We start from the raw sequence: 17,221 nt of genomic DNA, 5'->3' as shown, positions 1-17,221 counted from the left end.
TGCTTAAAGAAAATCTGGGATAAAATGTTAAATACAAAAACATTCTGGAAAAATTTATATGTGAGAAAATTAAAATTGTTTTTGGATTACAGATCTTGAAGTTAAAAGCCTGAAAAACGGGCAGAATTATCCTTTAAGTCTGCTTTTTTATTGCCCTGTTAATAGCTTCGGAAAGTCTTTCCGGGACCTGAGAGCCAATCATCAGCTTTTTTACTTTGCTCCCTTCCGCAAATTCTAAAAGAATGCCCCTGTTACCCTTTGCATTGTATGCAGTCCCTTTTAACCCGTAGCGTATCCCCCAACCTCCGTAATCCCTGATTGGGTTGTAGGTTATGACTTCGTAACTCTGGATAGTCTCGAAAGGAAAGGATCTGAAAGAAAAATGAAAAGGATAAAAGCAGACATACAGGCCATCTTTCCTGACTTCGGTGATCATTTTGAGGGAATAGAATAAAAGAGGGAAAAGAACCCCGAAAACCAGCAATAAGACAAGCATCATCCAGTCAGGAGCAGGATTGTTCCCAAAAGGTTTCCCGAGAAAGAGCTGCTGGTAGGCACCGTACCAGGAAAAAAATACCGGAATACCAACAACAAGCCTGATCCACACCTGATCCATCTTCTGGACTTCTCTAAAGAGAACTGGATTACGTATCCTGCTCATTCCTTCAGTTGTGCAGTACATTTTTTGCCGGTCTCCGAATATGTAATCAATATTTTACGGAATTTAGAGGAGAGTTTTATGAAATATGATAGAAAATTTATAGAAAGTATTCCAGGAATGAAATATTGTATACTCCCATGAGAATAAACCTACATAGGAATTATAATAACTAAAACGACAAACTGATTTAAAAAGGATTCTAAAAAAGTAGAGAAATAAAAAAGTAGAGAAATGTGGCTTTTTAATAGCCCAGTTTCTCCATTTCCTTCAGTACAGCTGCACTGAAATCCGTGAAATTCTGAATCCCGCCGGTCCAGGCAGCCATCATCATGGCGTCCGAGATCTCAGCCCTTGTAGCTCCGAATTTATGAAGCCTTTCCAGGATCTTGACTGCGCTTTCCGTGTTGTTGTTGGAGCAGGCGATAGCAAAGACCATCAGGTGCTTCTGTTTCATGGAAAGCCCGCCTTCCCTTTCAGCCCAGATAGCTTTATAAAAGCCTGCAAGCCCTTCGCCAAAATCCTCATTTATCTTTTCAGCATAAACAACAGACCTGGGCAAAAAGCCCTTTACTTCTTTGATTTCGTGGATATTCTTCCCCATAATTATCGATATGTGATAGGCAAGGATCTGATATAACAGTATCTCTTAACAGTGTTTCTGATCAGCTTGAGAAAAACTAACTACTAAAACCCATAAAATAGTCCGCTTGAGCGAAGCGAAACGGACTGCGGGCTCCCGAGTCGCAATTCGGGCGAGTCGCAATTCGGGCGGCAAAGGTTTAGAGCCATTACCCATATATTGTCGGGCAGACACGATCACCGGGGCAAAAAAATGTTATACCGCAAATTAGGAAACACGGGCGAAAAGGTATCGATTCTTGGCTACGGATGCATGAGGCTTCCCGTTCTCGAAGGAGCGCCCGAGAAAATAAACGAGGAAAAGGCAACTGAACTCCTCCGTTACGCCATTGACCACGGGGTAAATTACGTTGATTCGGCATACTCCTATCACGGAGGGATGAACGAAGTTTTCCTGGGAAAAGCCCTTGCAGATGGCTACCGGGAAAAAGTCCACCTGGCAACCAAGCTTTCCTGCAAGCGCGTGAAGACCAGGGAGGACATGGACCGTTTCTTAAACGAGCAGCTTGAAAAGCTCCGGACGGACTGCATCGACTTCTACCTCCTGCACGCCGTAAAAAAGAGTTACTGGGAAAAACTAAAGGAACTCGGCATTATCGAATTCCTGGACTCAGCCCTTGCAGCCGGAAAAATCAAATACACCGGTTTTTCCTTCCACGACGAGCTGGACGTTTTCAAGGAAGTCGTGGACGCCTACCCCTGGGCGCTCTGCCAGATCCAGTTCAATTTCCTTGATGAGGACTACCAGGCAGGAGTCGAGGGGCTGAAATATGCGGCTGAAAAGGGGCTTGCCGTCGTTATCATGGAACCTTTGAGGGGAGGGAATCTGGCATCAAAAGTCCCGGAAGCAGCCCGGAAGGTATGGGCCGGAGCCGGGACTAAAAGAAGCCCGGCAGAATGGGCTTTTCGCTACCTCTGGGACTATCCCGAAATCAGTGTTGTCCTGAGCGGGATGTCGGAAATAGAGCACCTGAAAGAAAACCTGAGAATTGCGGAAGAAGGGCACTCGAACTCCCTTTCATCCGAAGAAAAAAGCCTGATCGCAGAAGTTAAGGAGATCTACAGAACCCGGACAAAGGTCAACTGCACCGGCTGCAAATACTGCATGCCCTGTCCATCGGGAGTAAATATCCCGCGGAACCTCAGTTATTTGAATGACGTTTATATGCTTGATGATGTGGAAAATGCCAGGTTCCAGTATGGGGTCCTTCTGTCACCTGAGGAAAAGGCAAGGAACTGCGTTGAGTGTGGGGAATGTGAGGAGGTTTGCCCGCAGAATATTAAGATAAGAGAGATGTTGAAGGAAGTAAAGGAGTTTATGGAGGGGTGAAGAGCAGACCCCCAATTTTTTGACGTTCTTTCTTTTCACGCGCCGTACAAGGCTTGATCCCGTCTGCGTACAGAAGATATAAACGTGATCAATAGCCGTGCCGAGAGCTCTAATGCCAAAATATTAACCATGTAGCAGGGGACGACCGCTGTATTTGAGAGCGTCAGATAATAGTCATCAGCTAACAGGATCCTAAAATTCAAACAATTCGAGTTTTTAATTAAATTTTCAGATATTATCTTTTTGCAAAAAGTGGGAATATTCCATTTAGGAAGTGGATTCCGCTTGCAACGTAAGTGCATGGAGTGGCTAAGGACCGGACCAAAAAGAAAAAAGAGTTGAAAAAAGGCATTTGATCCCTGAGCCGCTCCCATGGTTTTCATCCTTTTCTCAGGCTATTCCTGCTTTTTTCTTCTCCCGGTGAGTGTCCATCATCACAATCAGGGGTGGGAAGACCACGAAGGTGACGAAGATTGCCAGGAAAACATCAATGACCGTAACAAGCCCGAAATTGCTCAGGATGGGGAAGGGGGAGAAAATAAGGGCTGAAAACCCAAAGACCGTTGTAGCTCCCGAAGCTATCAGAGCTGAGCCGGTGGTTGTCATCGCCTGGTTGATTGCTTCCACAGGGTCCAGGCCGTTTTCCTTTTCCTCAAAGTAGCGTTCCATCATCAGGATAGAATATTCGGACCCCACACCCAGGATCAGGGCTCCAAGCACCGCGGTCATTGGCGTGTATGAAAGGCCCAGCCCGGACATGACGAGGCCTGACCAGCCCACTACAATAAACATGGGGACGATCGGGGAGAGCGCTTTTACGTAGTCCCTGTAAACCACAAGCAGCCCAAGTAACACCAGCACTATTCCAAGCATGGTCATAAAGACCCTCCCGCTTGTAAGGGCACTGATGATATCAATCATCGCCACACTTTGACCGGTAATAATGACAGTAACTTCGGGGGGCGGCTGCAGCCACTGTAGGTCTTCCCCTACAATATCCCGCAGTTCTTTAATGCCTGTTATCTCGAGGTTCTCCATGGCCTGCCCTATATCAAGGTCAATTGTCAGCAACTGGCTGCCCTGTATGTATCCTTTTTTCTGGCTTTCCGGGATTTCTCCGTATATTTTCCGTATTTCTTCAGAAGTTTCGGGTATGGTACCGCCGTTTTTTTCCTTTAAAAGGTCTACAATACTCGTAGCCTCGTACACATGGCCCCGGTTTTTAACTTCATACTGGCTAAACTCATCCATCCACTTCAGAACTTCCGGATCACTGTTATCCTTTACTTTAAGAATAATGTTTAGATGGTCTCCAGTTCCGGAAATCAGGTCCTGCATTTGTTTATAATTTACAAGGGAAGGCATGTCCTGGGGAATGAAAGTATTTGTGTCGGTCTGGATAGGGACTGACTGGTCTGCATAAATCCCAGCAAAACATGTAAGCAGGGAAATCACCAGGATGATCCGTGAATGTTCTATGGTAAAGTCGGCGATCTTTATAAGGGCTCTTTCAAGGGCTTTGGCTTTCTGGACTTCTGCCACTGCAGAATTGGAAGGATCGGTTTCGTGTTCGATTTTTTCGTCTTTCTTATTAAACAACCCGAAGGGGTTCTTCCTGGAAATCCAGTAGAAGCTGTAAAGGGCTACCAGTCCTAAGAAAATTCCAAACATTATCATAAATACCCTCCCACTTGTAAGGGCACTGATTATGTCAATCATCGTCACACTTTGATCGGTAATAATGTCGGTCTGGATAGGGATTGCCTGGTCTACATAAATCCCCATAAAACATGTAAGCAGGGAAATCACCAGGATGACCCGTGAATGTTCTATGGCAAAGTCGGCGACTTTCATAAGGAATCTTTCAAGAGCTTGGGCCTTCTGCACCTTTGCCGCGGAAGAATTGGAAGGATCAATTTCGGAATCGAGTTCTTCTTTTTTCTTCTTAAACAACCCAAATGGATTCGTCCTGGAAATCCAGTCGAAGCTGTAAAGGATTACCAGTCCGAAAAAGAGCGCAGAGATGTAACACATGACAACCCCTATCAGGAGCAATTTCCCAAAATCCTGGATCATGGGTATGGTGGAGGTAAAAAGGGGGATAAAGCCAAGAGCAGTCATTGCCAGGGCTATCAAGACGGCAGGACCTGTGTGTTTTATGGTGAGGACAAGGGCTTTTCCTGAACTTTTTCCAGCACGGATTTCCTCTTCCATCCTGTTATGGAACTGGATAGCATAGTCAATCCCCAATCCTATCAGGACAGGAAAAGCTGCCATAGATACCATTGTCATGGGCACTCCGGCATATCCCATAAGCCCGAAAGTAAAAAGGACTCCCAGCAGCACAACCGGTAAAGGAAGCAGCCCCCACCTTACATGCCTGAAGACCAGGAGGAGCACGACAATCATCAAGAGGGAAGCTATCCCGAGCAGGATGCCCATGCTCTGGCTTATCTCTTTGTTAATATCAAGTCTCAGGGCGGGGGAACCAGTAACAATGAGGCCATAGCCAGGAGGAAAACCGGCTTCTTTCAGGGAAATGTCCAGGGTATTAAGGATGTCTCCCCTCTGCTGGTCAGTTGAACTGCCTGCGACTTTGATCACGAGGACCATATGAGTATCGTCAGGCATGAGAGATTCGAACATTCCCGGCTGGATATTAAGTATATCCTGGACTTCCCGATCTGAATCCGGGACTTTTGCCCTTCCGGAGACTTTGTAATTGATTTGCTTTATCAGGGTAGCAGGGCTTGTGACAGACAGAACTCCCGGGACGGTCAGCATATTATGTTCCAGCCTATCTGCGGCTTTCATAACGGCTGAAGATTTGACCTCGGTTCCCTCAACCATCACTATAATGTTCTCGGTCTGGAAGTTTTTCTTGAAAAGGTGATCATAATCTTTATACAGTTGCGTGCCTTTGGAGACAAAAGTTTCCGTCCCTGACGCCATCTCGATCATCTGTGCCCCTTCAAGGGACAGCAGGATCAGAAGAAACATGACGGCAATTATAGTTGGGCGGTTACTCTGGATGAAAACCCCTAATTTTTCGAATATGTTTTTTATGGCAGTACCCCCTTACAGGCTGCGTTTACTCTTTTTGTTTCTGAACAATCTTTATTTTTGACAGATTTTACCTGGACTCTCAGGTCTCACTGGAATTCTCAAATTTTGTGGAATTCAGATTTTACTGGAAGATCATAAGCACCATCAGCAGTTTTTCAGGAAAAATCCACAGCCACAGCTAGTCAAAACTGATTTCTCCATGAAAATTATTCAAAAAATTTTCCTGGTATCTTGATGTCTACTGAGGAAATCCGGCTTAGATTAGCATTATATCTAATAATCAGGCAAGGATATTTTTCATAGGACCCCCTGAAAAAATGCTTGCTCAGATCCCCGGGTGCAGGGGACCGAGTTCTGTAAATGTTTTATCAGGAGAATCCGTCATATAGGACCTAATGCTTGAATCCGTTCTTTCGGGATTTATTCTTTCCAGGATCAATTTCCTGCCTCCTTTACGGAATCGATTTTCTTCATGATCCGCACCTCTGTTTTAAGGCATTCTTCATAATCTTTGATGTCCTGTTCCTCAAGATGTCCCATTAGAAAAGCGTCAACTTCTTCCATTTTCTTGTTCAGGATCTCATAGTACCTTTTCCCTTTCTCAGTAAGGGATACCGGAACTCTTCTGCGGTCATTTGGGTCTATTCTTCTCCTGACAATATCTTTATGCTCCAGGGAATCTATCATCCTTGAGAGGCTGCTCCTGTCCAGATTCATGCACAGGCCGAGATATGAAGGAATTATTTCTCCTGCCGTGCCAATTATTATGATGGCAAGAGGCTGTTGTTTGCTGAGTTTTTCGAGTTCGTCCAATCTGGCCTGGGATATTTTTTGATAGACGTTTCTTTCGAACAATTTGTTGAAAAGTACTGTCCTTTCAAGCATCAACAGCCTGATTTCTCTTATTTTTTGATCATCTAACATGCTTCCTCCAGGACGCCATACATGTAACTGCAGAGTACAGATGCATGGATACCATAGCCAGATTACAGCGTCGGTCTGTAAGCGTCTGATGATCTACTTTATTTTCATATAATGAAAACATACTGTTTGACAGCCACAACTGATGCAATTATAAATAATTGATATTTACAACAAATTAATTAGATGATATTTAAGTTTATCGAATATTTATAAAAACCTCATTAAACATTCAAAAAATGATTATGGTTGGAATATATTCAGGCAGATTTATAAAAAAGTCTCTGCCTGAAATACAGGTTGTTAAGGAATTTTAATTTCTTACACGCCTCCGTGAACTACCCCCACCTATTTTCTGATGAAGGCGAGGGAGGGGACTTCCCGCTATGTCTCCGCGCTCCCGGAGTTAAATTTCAACCTCTTTTCCGTCAATCAATAAGCTCTTAATTACGGCATTTCCATATTTGTCAACAACAACCTTTACATCGACTCCTTCTTCCCCGGTCCACTGTTGACTTTCGATCTCTAGCCCCCTGCCTTCGGGGACAAAATAACTCTCAATACCGTACTCAACTCTGAGTTCTTTAATTTGGGGTTCTTCTGTTACAATACCGTCTTCATCTTCTTCCCAGTCGTAGATCAGTTCTTTTACTGTGCCTTTGATATAAAGTTCATCATCGGGAGGATTCCTGTACACTTTTTTTGGCACTCCGTACCCGTCTTCCAGTGCAAGTGCCAGGTATATCCGGTCATTATAGTTAAAATAAGGATCTTCAGCTGGAACCACTTCCAGGTCCAGGGTACTGATCTCGTAATTAAGGGTCACGTAGTCTCCCCTGAAAAGGTCCCTCGGGTCTACAGGTTCGGTTTTAAGTACGACTTCTGTCCCGGTTCTCAGGGTATATTCTTTGTACAGGATAAAACCTGAAAAGATCAGGAGCCAGAAGACTATCGTGAGATAAAAGATCTTCTTTTGATTCATCCCCGGATCCCCCCTGCTCCTGAAAGAGCCATAGTTTCATAGCCCTTTAATCTCAAACAGCTGCTTTTCATTGTTCCTGTCATTGTTCCTGTCATTGTTCCCCTCCTGAAAACTGGACCTTCAATTCCCTTCTTTTTCTTTCCAGAACAACACTTATGAAAAGCAGGACAAGCCCTCCAAGCATGAAAAAGAGTGATCTTGGAAGCAGTTCCCAGAAGAAGTCAAAATATCTCGCAAAAATCAGGAGGACAAACCAGAACATTGTGGTATTTACTATCCCTATATTTTCGGTGCTGTACCCGGCATACAGGAGCAAGGTCAAAAGTCCGAGGAAGATAATATTGAAAAGAATCATGTAAATTTTTTCCGATGCAGGGCTGTATATTGTTGTGAGTGTGATCCCTGCCATTAACAATGCAACTATGGATATGCTCACATCTGTCTGAAAGCCTTTAAGCCTTTCTCGGAGTGGTTTTGGGAGCAGGACTGCCAGGAATAGGATTCCTGAGATGGCGTAAATCACAGGAACTATTTTTTCAACCTGGTATTCCCCAAGTTCGAAAGTGTGTACAAATAATGCAAAGAGTACTGCCTGCAGCCCCATAAACTTAAACGCGGTTTCAGCATGTTTTACTTTTTCTGCCAGCCCGTGCAAAACCCCTATAAAATAGATGGAAATGCCTGATATGAGGTAGAGGTCCCAGATGTTAATCAATTTATTAAGGTCAGTCCTTTCCAGGTACAGAAGGCTAATCCAGAGATAAAAGAGCAGGGAACAAAGCCCGACAATTGGAGCGGACCGGTAGCCGTAGATCAGGGGAAAAACTCCAAGGACCCAGATAAGGACAAGGGTACTGTTGTTGGCGTTGATATTGTAAATCTGGGCAATTAAAAAGAAGCTGGCTCCAAAGAGCAGGGCTGAGAGTAAAATCAGGGCAGAACCCAGCCGGGGGTATTTCTGTTTCTCGTATTTTAAAAGATAACCCGCATACTGTATGCCCACTGTACTTCCAACAAGCAGCAAAACCTTGACAGTATCCCCGATTTTTTCCCAGTTGGAAGCCACAAACAGAATGGCACCGATCCCGATTAAAATCGCCCCAATGGTCGAAAAGGCAATGATTTGTTTTTTTGACCTGCGTTCCCTGTTATACTCCGCAAGGTCTTCCCTCATCTTTTCTGCCTGGACGTGATCAATGGTGCCTTCATCCAGCCATTTCAGGATAAGGTCTTCATCGAACATATGTAAATTATATCAATATGTTCTATATACATTTTTTTAAACATATTTGTGACAGAATTTACGTCTTTATCTCACCCCCGTTCCTTCGCATTGATTTTTGATTTCAGTTTCACAGAATAATCTTCAGAATCATTGTTTCAAAAGCAGTTTGAACCTGAATTACATATTTTTTACATCAAGCAAATTGAGGTGACATGAAATGAACTGCGGCGAATTGAAGGAAGGCCAGATTCTTGTTTGTGAGGGATGCGGATTCGAACTTAAGGTAGAGAAAGAATGTGGAGAAACCTGCTGCACGACTGATACTTGCTGTACCGGCAACATAACATGTTGCGGAGAGCCAATGATATTTAAAAAATAATTCCTGCAAAGCAACAGAATGCTACAAAAGGATAAATCAGGAAGGAGTGGGTACGGGAAATAAGTCACGAAGAAATATTTCTAATTCAGGGATTTTTTCCGGAACTTTCAAGAGGCTGTTTTCCTGCTGGCCGCTTCCCTGTCATTCTTTTTCTTTTTTCCAGAAATCCCTGCATCAGCATAATTGCTGCATAAGAACTAACAAACCAGACTACAAGGGCGATTACCAGGGATAAACCCCACCGGTTCAGATGTTCCATGCAAAAGGAGGCCGTGAGCACGCACATGGTGCAGCCCAGCATCCCTGCACTGGCTCCAAGGGCGATATCGGCAGCCTGTTCGGAGCTTCCGAAGTGTCCGGCCATGATGACCGCTGCAGCCATTACCGCAGGAAAAGCTGCAAAAATTCCTGCAAAAGATTTTGAAGGAACGAGCTGGAGCACAACATAACAGGCAGCGACAGCTAGGCCCCCGAAGATGAACCTCAGGCCCAGGTCACGGATATCAACTTTCATGGGCTGCCTCGTGATTCAGGACGTGTTTTGATTTCCATTGGTTTAGTCCTCGATTGATATTTTTCCCTTGACTTGTTTTTCCCTGATATTTTTCCCTTGATTTGTATTTCCCTTCTCAAAACCCGAACCATGCAAGGTAAATCAACGGAGCAAGCACCGCCCAGAAAAGAAGGGCAAGTCCAAGGCCTGTTTTCCATCCATACCTGAGAATAAAGTAGCTGGCGGCAAGTGCACAGCAGATGTCCGCTGCCATTCCCACCAATGCTCCTTTCGAAAGCTGCTCGGTCACAGACAGCAGTTCGCTACCCTTATATTCCATGCTCAAGCCCATGACTGCTGCCAGGTACACTGCCGGAAAGGCAGCAAAGATTCCTCCGAGCCTGCCCCCGAAAGTCCGGGCGATCAGGGTGGAAGCTAAAACCGCGCTTCCTCCGAACAGGAAGCGGAGGAATAAAGAAAACGGATCAATGTTAAACATGATGTTTCTGCCCCGGATACCAGAATGACCTTTATGGGTACTGGAATACCCATGGATATTGGGATGCCATGCAATGAACTTTATTCTTCCCTGCCGTACTTCTCCCGGATTTCAGACTCTTTTAAAACTTTTAACCCTAGTTTTCCCAGAATTTCGGAGATCCGGTTTCGGTCTTCACTTTTCATGGATTTCCGGTCAAAGTAAGCAAATTCAGCATTTGATTTCTCAACTGCCTGCCGGATGAGAGCTTCGTCTGCGAATTCCAGCTGGTATTTGGGGAAATTGTGCCCGAAAGATATATCAGTTTCAAGCAAAAGCCCTGTCTGGCGCATGGCATAGTGCCCACCTCCGAAACCGACGGCTACAGGCACTTTTTCAAGGGAAACTGCAAGAATAGCTTTTGCAGCAACCTCTCCGGCTTCAGGGTCTGTCCACTGTACTTCGGTACTGCCGATCTCGGCATAGATGGAGGGTACAGAGAGTTCGGTTGGACCGTGATGGGTAACTTCCAGAGTTACGTCGTACTTCAGCCCCTTTTCTCCGACAAGCCGTTTCATTTCGCTCAGGATCGATTTCATAGCAGCCGGGGAAGCGACTGCAAGGGATTTCGGGAGGCCCCCGAGCCTGGCTTCACCCGAGGAATTTCCAGTACAGTGCACGGTAAGGGAATTGATTTCCTCTTTGCTCCTGTGTTTGGATGCGAAAATTATCAGGGAAGCTGGCAGCCCTGCAACTTCGAGTTTTTTATCAAGTCCATCCTGAAAAACATGGATTTCTTCAATATCTACAAGCCTGAATTTTCCATCCGCTGATTCTCTGGCTGCTGAAAATCCGGATTCTGGCGGGAGTTCAAGGGGTTTCCATTCCCTCAGGCGCAAAAGATGAGTTTTGATGTTCTGGCTGGAAAGGTCAGGGGCAGAACAGATGATGGTGATTTTTGAATTATTTACATTCTCTGGCTTACTTATATCTGTCATTGTCAGATCAGTCCGGTTTTCTTCTGAATTTATCCTGATTTATTCTGGACTTTCGTTCAGAAACAATTTTTTTCAGAAACAATTTTTTTCAGAAACAATTTTGTTCAGAAACAATTGCCTTTAGAATTCGTAAAGATAGATAAAACCAACCCCAAAATTCCGGCTCTAATCAAAAAAATTGCTGTTTTGTTTTTGACCTCCGGGAAAAAGTCCCGTTTCCCTTTTTGGAGAATGCTAACTGCGATCCAAAGAACCTTTTTGTCCTGAAAAAAATAAGAAGCCGACACCTGTTGAAATAAATCATTAATTTATTATAACCCTGCTCAAAGTGACATAAAAACAGTTATAATATATTAACTACATAATTAAAAAAATAACATAACTTAATTATTTAGATTCAAACGGTACGGGAGTGAATTTCACATCCAGGCGCCAACAAACTGCATTGGAATTAGTTAAGAAATTGCAAATATAAACTGTGGATAACATAATAGTTAACATTAAATATTTTGGTATGATCCAGATGAATATTTCCGAAAGAACCCAGATAAACATTCATATAATGTTTTGCCTGGCTGCAGTCGCAGTCCTCCTTTTGATAAGTATCGGCACTGCAGCCGCCAGTGAGATCCATGTTAACCCTGACGGATCTGGGGATTACCAGACAATTCAGGAAGCCGTAAATAACGCATCCAGTTACGATACGATAATTGTGGCTCAAGGGAAATACATTGAAAACGTCGTTGTCTCTGCGGATAAGGATAACATGACTATCCGTTCCGAACGCGGACCCGGACTTACCACGGTTCAGGCTTCTAATTCAGAGGATCATGTTTTCAAAATAATGGCAAATTCCGTTACGATCAATGGATTTAACGTAACCGGGACGGTCAACTATCCATATAGTGGGATTTATCTTGATTCCGTTGAAGGGTGCAGTATTCTAAATAACACAGCATCGGACAACTATAACGGCATATACCTCGATTCTTCGAGCAGCAACACGCTTGAAAATAACACAGCATCAAACAACGAAAACGGCATATTTCTTAATTTTACAAGCAACAGTATTCTTTCTGAAAACCGGATGGAGGACAACAATTACAATTTCTACGCATATGGTAATTCTCTGGACACCAATATTGTCTATGCCAATAATAACGTAGACGGAAAGCCAATTTATTACCTTGTTGAAGTTTCGGATCTTGAAATCAACTCATCTTCAAATGCAGGGACTCTTTACTTGATTGACTGCAAAAATATCACTGTAAAAGACCTGACTATTGAAAAGGAAGGGTTCGGAATACTCCTTTATAATACTACGGACTCGAAACTGGAAAACAATAATCTTACGGAAAATCTCTACGGTATCTGCCTTTCTTTATCCAGCAGCAACACATTTACCGGTAACACGGTAAATGAAGGTAATCTGGAGTATTCTAGCGGAATTTATCTTTACGACTGTTATGATAACACTTTCTACGGGAACGTTATTAGCAAAACTTGGCGTGCCATTTACAGCTATGATTCAAACAACGACTACATGTCCAATCAAGTTTCCGGCTCTTATATAGGGAACTACTACGGGGACGTTTACCGCAAATACTCTTTGACTGAATCCTCTTATCAATGGATCAACACCATCAGGGACAATGCAACCTGGTATGACACGTCAGATGAAGATTATTCGGAAAAAGTCCCTATAGGCTTTAACCTCACCCTCGAAGGGGTTAACTACACCGACATGCAGATCGGGAGCAACGGGGTGATCCAGCTAATTCCAGCGGGGTCCGGAGAGCTTAATGCTTCTTCCTGGTATGGTCTCAAACACTGGGTTGACACATATCCTGACGAAACGTTCATATTTGCCCTCTGTGACGACCTTACCGCAGAAGGATATGAAGAAGAAAATTTTGCATTTACCGAGCTTGCAGCCACATCAGAAAAACCTGGGGTTGAAAATACCTCCGCAATTAATTTTGCTGAACCTGAAACCTTTAGCGAAAAAGCTGTAACAGAAAAGGACAGGGAAAAGAATGTTCCGGTTTCCATGAAATCAAATCCAGTTGAAACTGCCCTCATGGGAAGCACTTTCCCGGATGTTCAGTGGTACGGGTACACAAGTTACTCAACTGGAGACACTGATTCCGAGGACAACATCATCCCGTGCAATCTGACTGTGATTGATTATCATGTGATTACATATGGGGATTCGTATCATAACCGTGAGTACGGCGAATCCCCCCTCGATTTCCAGGTTGTGCTGTATGAAAACGGCACCATCAGGTTCAATTTTAAGAGGATTGAATATTCTTACTTTGATACTTCCCTCTACAGCGGTTTGTACCTGGGCAACAATTCTTCCATACACGCAAAAGAGCTTGTCCATGTTGCAAGGGCAGGACAGTACGGGAACGAGACCTCATTCAGCACCCCGGTAATCCGCACTCTTTCAAGCAGTTATGACACTGACGGAGACGGCATTGCCGACAGTGAATACGATATTGCCAGCAGTCATTACAATACCAACCATGGCACGCAAACCGATTACTACCCGCTCGTCCTTCTTTCCGAGGCAGGCGCCCCGTCCACAGCCAGCGGTTCGGGCACGGCTTCATTTACCGTCAGTACCACGTTTACCAACCCGGCAAGTGTCGGTGTGGACATGGTTGAGCTTTACTACAAGAAAGATGGTGGGGACTGGAGCAAATACGGAGATAGCAGCACTGGCAGCTTCACGTTCTCTACCGCTTCAGCAGGTGACTACTACTTCTACACTGTCGCAACGGATGTCTACGGAAACATCGAAGGCTTGCCTGATGATTATGATTCATACACTTCGGTGAGCATCAGTAGCGGAAACGGTGGAAGCGGCGGAAGCGGGACAGGGGAAGCCAGGATAATCTCCGCGGGGACAGATGAAACCGGGGAGGAGTCTGATGAAGAAGAAGACGAATCTGACGGGTCAGTTATGCAGGTTCCCTCCTCAGGAGATACGGGTACATCCAAAAACTCCACAGCTTCTGAAGTAACAAAAGATTCCGAGGAAGAAGGAAACAACGGAGGAAATAACGAAGGAAAAGAGACCCCAGGATTTGAACTTGTATTCGCAGTTACAGGCATGCTGGCGGCTCTCTACTCCACCAGAAAAGAGTAAAACGAAATTATGATTGAGGGTCTCTCTTTCCCTCCTTTCCTTCTTTCCTCTTTCCCTTTTTTTCTTCTATTTCATTTTTCTTTTTCGTGAAGATTTTTGTCGTTTCCAGATATGTAAAACGTCCACTTCGATCAAGGGAACCGTTTTGTCTTGAAAAGAACAGAAAGCCTCCGCCAGCTTTTCTGGCGGCCCTTCCTTAAATGAAATTAAAAATTAAAAAGACTCTAATTTTTTGATACACCCTACAATTTATATGTCGTCTGATGTGGTTTTATACTGCAAAATATAAACTCCGGTATAATCCGCAGGCGTTGAACAGGTATTCTTATGCGCTGAATAATCCGGTGAAATATACTAATAACCTACATTCGGCAGCAAGAACATTTTAACATATAAATATCTTTGATTGAAATTTTTTGTGGGTTCAATTGAAAATCAGTTTCATGTGGACTACAGATCTAATCCTATTTGTCATTTACCTCATTTATTGTAAATATATATTAATGATGATATGATTAACATTTAGCAGTTTTTTATTTTAATTTAATTTCAAAAGTTCTGAAAAAAAACGATATCGGGAGACAAAATTACTCGATTTTTATGTCGACCTGCCAAAAGCAGGTAATAAGAACTACTTGTTTTATGTACGTCTCAAGTCGTGTGCCCAGTGTTGATTTTTGCATGATTATAGAGCAAATTACAAATTGTAAGCCTACTTCGCCCCTTCAAATTGCAGGTGCTTCAGAGCGTGCAGACTTATACTATAGTAAACACCAGTACTAAAAACTAAAAAATTTATTCTTACAAACATTCTTCAATTCCCATATTTTGGGGGATTGAAAACATCCAAAATATTTAGGCACAATAAGCTAGCTAAAAGTTATTGATAGAAATCTAAAAGACGACTAAACCAAATATATATTAAAGTGAGTGATGTCTTAAAAAGGCTAAAAGTTTTCAGTTTTAGATTATATCAATTTAACAAAACACATACTTATTAAAAAAATGAGTTATAACAGATTAAATAAATAATTTAGTTTAATTAATATTAAGCATGAAAAATAACTAATTTGTGGATTTTCAGGTCAAAAATATAATATTAACTAGTGCATCGATTCCAAAATAAATTTCTTGATTAGATAAGAATTCGTAATCACTAGGCAGATTCAAACCTCCTATTTTGTGAACATACTTAGGAATCGCAGTAATACCTACAAAAATTAATTTTTTTTAATAGTATTATCTAACATACATTAATTTTTTATATAAGTGTGCTGTTTTTAATCGAGGGGTTTTCATTTCAAAAATAAATGAGTAACATTTATTTTATTTTTATGTTGAATATATATCCACTTATATCAAAGAACAATATGGCACTACAAAAATAAATAAAGAGGTGCTTTTTATTATACAACACATTCCGATCCATATCAAAAGACTGATTTCAATTTTAATGCTAATTATATTGCTCACACCGAATGTATATTGTCTTGAAAACACAGATGCAAGTCAAGAAGTCAGTTCTGAGAGTTCACAAGCGGACTCTGAATTATATGAGGAAAATAATAACAATATAATAGAATCTGAGGAAGAAAAGAGTGAAACAACTTCCGATCTTGATAGTGAAAGTGTAGATGACAATTTTGAAACCGATTCTACAGATACTGTGTTAACTTCAACTTCTGGAGACGAGGAACCTTTAGGGGATGCAAAAGCATATCTTAGTCCAACCCTAGAAAATGAAAACGATTACTTTGATACGAGCCTGTTTACCGGTTCTTTCGTATATTCTTATCCGATTGAAACTTTAAAAGGAAGAGCTGGCTTAGAACCAAAGGTTTCTCTAACCTATTCCAGTGCTATGGGCTCAAGAGGAACATACGGTCCACTGGGGATGGGGTGGTCATTGAATGAGAACTGCATCATCAGAGATACCAGATATACCCCTGAAAACACCGGCGATGATAGATTTATTCTTGTTTTGGATGGCTCAACATACAAACTCGTTTATGTGGAAGAGGATGACTCATATCACACCGAAATTGAAAGCTTTATGAAAATTGAAAAAAGTACAACCGGTAGCAATTCTTTTGGAGATTATTGGATCCTTAAAATGCCGGATGGAACAAAATATCGTTTTGGTTATAACAGTGATTCCGAACAAAGAAATTCCGTTGAATCAAGAAATTATGTCAGTAAATGGTGGCTCGATCTTATAGAGGATGTTAATAGCAACCAGATTAGATACACGTATCTTGAAAACCCGGAAAGTGGAGAGATCGGAAGCACATATCTTGACAGCATAACCTACAACGATAATCATGCAGTTATTGATTTTGAGTTTACGGAAAAACCACGCACTTTCACTGTATATGAATATGGTAATAAAATTTGTGAAAAGAAGTTAATATCCAGCATCACGATTCATAATGATGAAACCGTTCTTTGGGAATATGATCTTGAGTACGAAACTCAACAGTCCAAATTATATCTGACATCTATTACAAAAACGGGGCTAAACAATACGGAATTCCCACCTACTATTTTTGAATATGATTCACTAACCGAAGGATGGAAAGAAAGTAGTTTATGGGCATCACCAGTTGACATGTCAGGGAGAGATAGTGGAAGAAGGATTGCCGATGTTAATGGCGACGGATTAGAAGATATTCTTATGGGTTATGCAGATAGTGATGGTGATGTATATTGTTCAACCTGGATAAATACCGGAGATGGCTGGGAACTGAACAGTTCCTGGACAACGCCAACATATTTCAGGCATTATAATCATGATAGGGTCCTCTTAAACTCACTCTTTAACTGGAACTTATTTTCCATTTTTTCTGCCAATTAAGCCAGAGAATAGTTTCCCCAAAAAAAGTACATCTTATT

13 protein-coding genes are annotated in these 17,221 nt (G+C 42.5%); 4 read left to right on the top strand and 9 right to left on the bottom strand.

Annotated elements, in window-relative coordinates:
- Positions 1 to 133: 133 nt before the first annotated feature.
- The gene (locus EO93_RS09875) at positions 134 to 682 is read right to left on the bottom strand and encodes a DUF6141 family protein (RefSeq protein ID WP_082107621.1); all 549 of its coding nucleotides are present in this window, start codon (positions 680 to 682) and stop codon (positions 134 to 136) included.
- A gap of 220 nt (positions 683 to 902) precedes the next feature.
- A complete protein-coding gene (locus EO93_RS09870) occupies positions 903 to 1,262 on the bottom strand; it encodes a carboxymuconolactone decarboxylase family protein (protein WP_048139415.1) in 360 nt (119 codons plus the stop codon).
- Positions 1,263 to 1,493: 231 nt separating this feature from the next.
- On the opposite strand from EO93_RS09870, the gene EO93_RS09865 reads away from it, so the two are divergent.
- Complete coding sequence (locus tag EO93_RS09865; RefSeq protein ID WP_048162344.1) at positions 1,494 to 2,630, top strand: aldo/keto reductase; 1,137 nt, start codon at positions 1,494 to 1,496, stop codon at positions 2,628 to 2,630.
- 390 nt (positions 2,631 to 3,020) lie between these two features.
- Here the strand turns inward: EO93_RS09865 and EO93_RS18170 are convergent, their stop codons facing one another.
- The 4 genes from EO93_RS18170 to EO93_RS09840 all read right to left on the bottom strand — a co-directional run bounded on the left by EO93_RS18170 (position 3,021) and on the right by EO93_RS09840 (position 8,842).
- Complete coding sequence (locus EO93_RS18170; RefSeq protein WP_048162341.1) at positions 3,021 to 5,696, bottom strand: hydrophobe/amphiphile efflux-3 (HAE3) family transporter; 2,676 nt, start codon at positions 5,694 to 5,696, stop codon at positions 3,021 to 3,023.
- Positions 5,697 to 6,131: 435 nt separating this feature from the next.
- A complete protein-coding gene (locus tag EO93_RS09850; RefSeq protein WP_048133452.1) occupies positions 6,132 to 6,620 on the bottom strand; it encodes a MarR family winged helix-turn-helix transcriptional regulator in 489 nt (162 codons plus the stop codon).
- A 403-nt stretch (positions 6,621 to 7,023) separates the two neighbouring features.
- Positions 7,024 to 7,599 (bottom strand): GDYXXLXY domain-containing protein, encoded by a 576-nt coding sequence (locus tag EO93_RS09845; protein WP_048162339.1) that lies wholly within the window; start codon positions 7,597 to 7,599, stop codon positions 7,024 to 7,026.
- A gap of 91 nt (positions 7,600 to 7,690) precedes the next feature.
- Positions 7,691 to 8,842, bottom strand: coding sequence for a DUF2157 domain-containing protein (locus EO93_RS09840; RefSeq protein ID WP_048162337.1), 1,152 nt, complete (start codon positions 8,840 to 8,842; stop codon positions 7,691 to 7,693).
- 199 nt (positions 8,843 to 9,041) lie between these two features.
- Here EO93_RS09840 and EO93_RS17970 point away from each other — a divergent pair, with 199 nt between their 5' ends.
- Positions 9,042 to 9,203: a hypothetical protein gene (locus EO93_RS17970; protein ID WP_200898106.1), complete on the top strand. Its 162-nt coding sequence runs from the start codon at positions 9,042 to 9,044 to the stop codon at positions 9,201 to 9,203.
- A gap of 85 nt (positions 9,204 to 9,288) precedes the next feature.
- Here EO93_RS17970 and EO93_RS09835 read toward each other — a convergent pair whose 3' ends face one another.
- From EO93_RS09835 to EO93_RS09825, 3 genes are all read right to left on the bottom strand, one after another.
- Positions 9,289 to 9,717, bottom strand: coding sequence for a DUF3147 family protein (locus tag EO93_RS09835; protein WP_048162335.1), 429 nt, complete (start codon positions 9,715 to 9,717; stop codon positions 9,289 to 9,291).
- 115 nt (positions 9,718 to 9,832) lie between these two features.
- Positions 9,833 to 10,195, bottom strand: coding sequence for a DUF3147 family protein (locus EO93_RS09830; protein ID WP_048139399.1), 363 nt, complete (start codon positions 10,193 to 10,195; stop codon positions 9,833 to 9,835).
- 80 nt (positions 10,196 to 10,275) lie between these two features.
- Positions 10,276 to 11,172, bottom strand: coding sequence for a D-aminoacyl-tRNA deacylase (locus tag EO93_RS09825; RefSeq protein WP_048162333.1), 897 nt, complete (start codon positions 11,170 to 11,172; stop codon positions 10,276 to 10,278).
- 514 nt (positions 11,173 to 11,686) lie between these two features.
- On the opposite strand from EO93_RS09825, the gene EO93_RS09820 reads away from it, so the two are divergent.
- Both EO93_RS09820 and EO93_RS09815 read left to right on the top strand, forming a co-directional pair.
- Positions 11,687 to 14,329: a NosD domain-containing protein gene (locus tag EO93_RS09820; protein WP_048162331.1), complete on the top strand. Its 2,643-nt coding sequence runs from the start codon at positions 11,687 to 11,689 to the stop codon at positions 14,327 to 14,329.
- Positions 14,330 to 15,794: 1,465 nt separating this feature from the next.
- Complete coding sequence (locus EO93_RS09815) at positions 15,795 to 17,183, top strand: SpvB/TcaC N-terminal domain-containing protein (protein ID WP_162198695.1); 1,389 nt, start codon at positions 15,795 to 15,797, stop codon at positions 17,181 to 17,183.
- Positions 17,184 to 17,221 lie beyond the last annotated feature (38 nt).

Origin of the sequence: Methanosarcina sp. 1.H.A.2.2 (assembly GCF_000979975.1) — an archaeon.
In the GTDB taxonomy this organism is placed as follows: Archaea; Halobacteriota; Methanosarcinia; order Methanosarcinales; family Methanosarcinaceae; genus Methanosarcina.
This window is presented reverse-complemented; position numbering and strand designations above follow the sequence as displayed.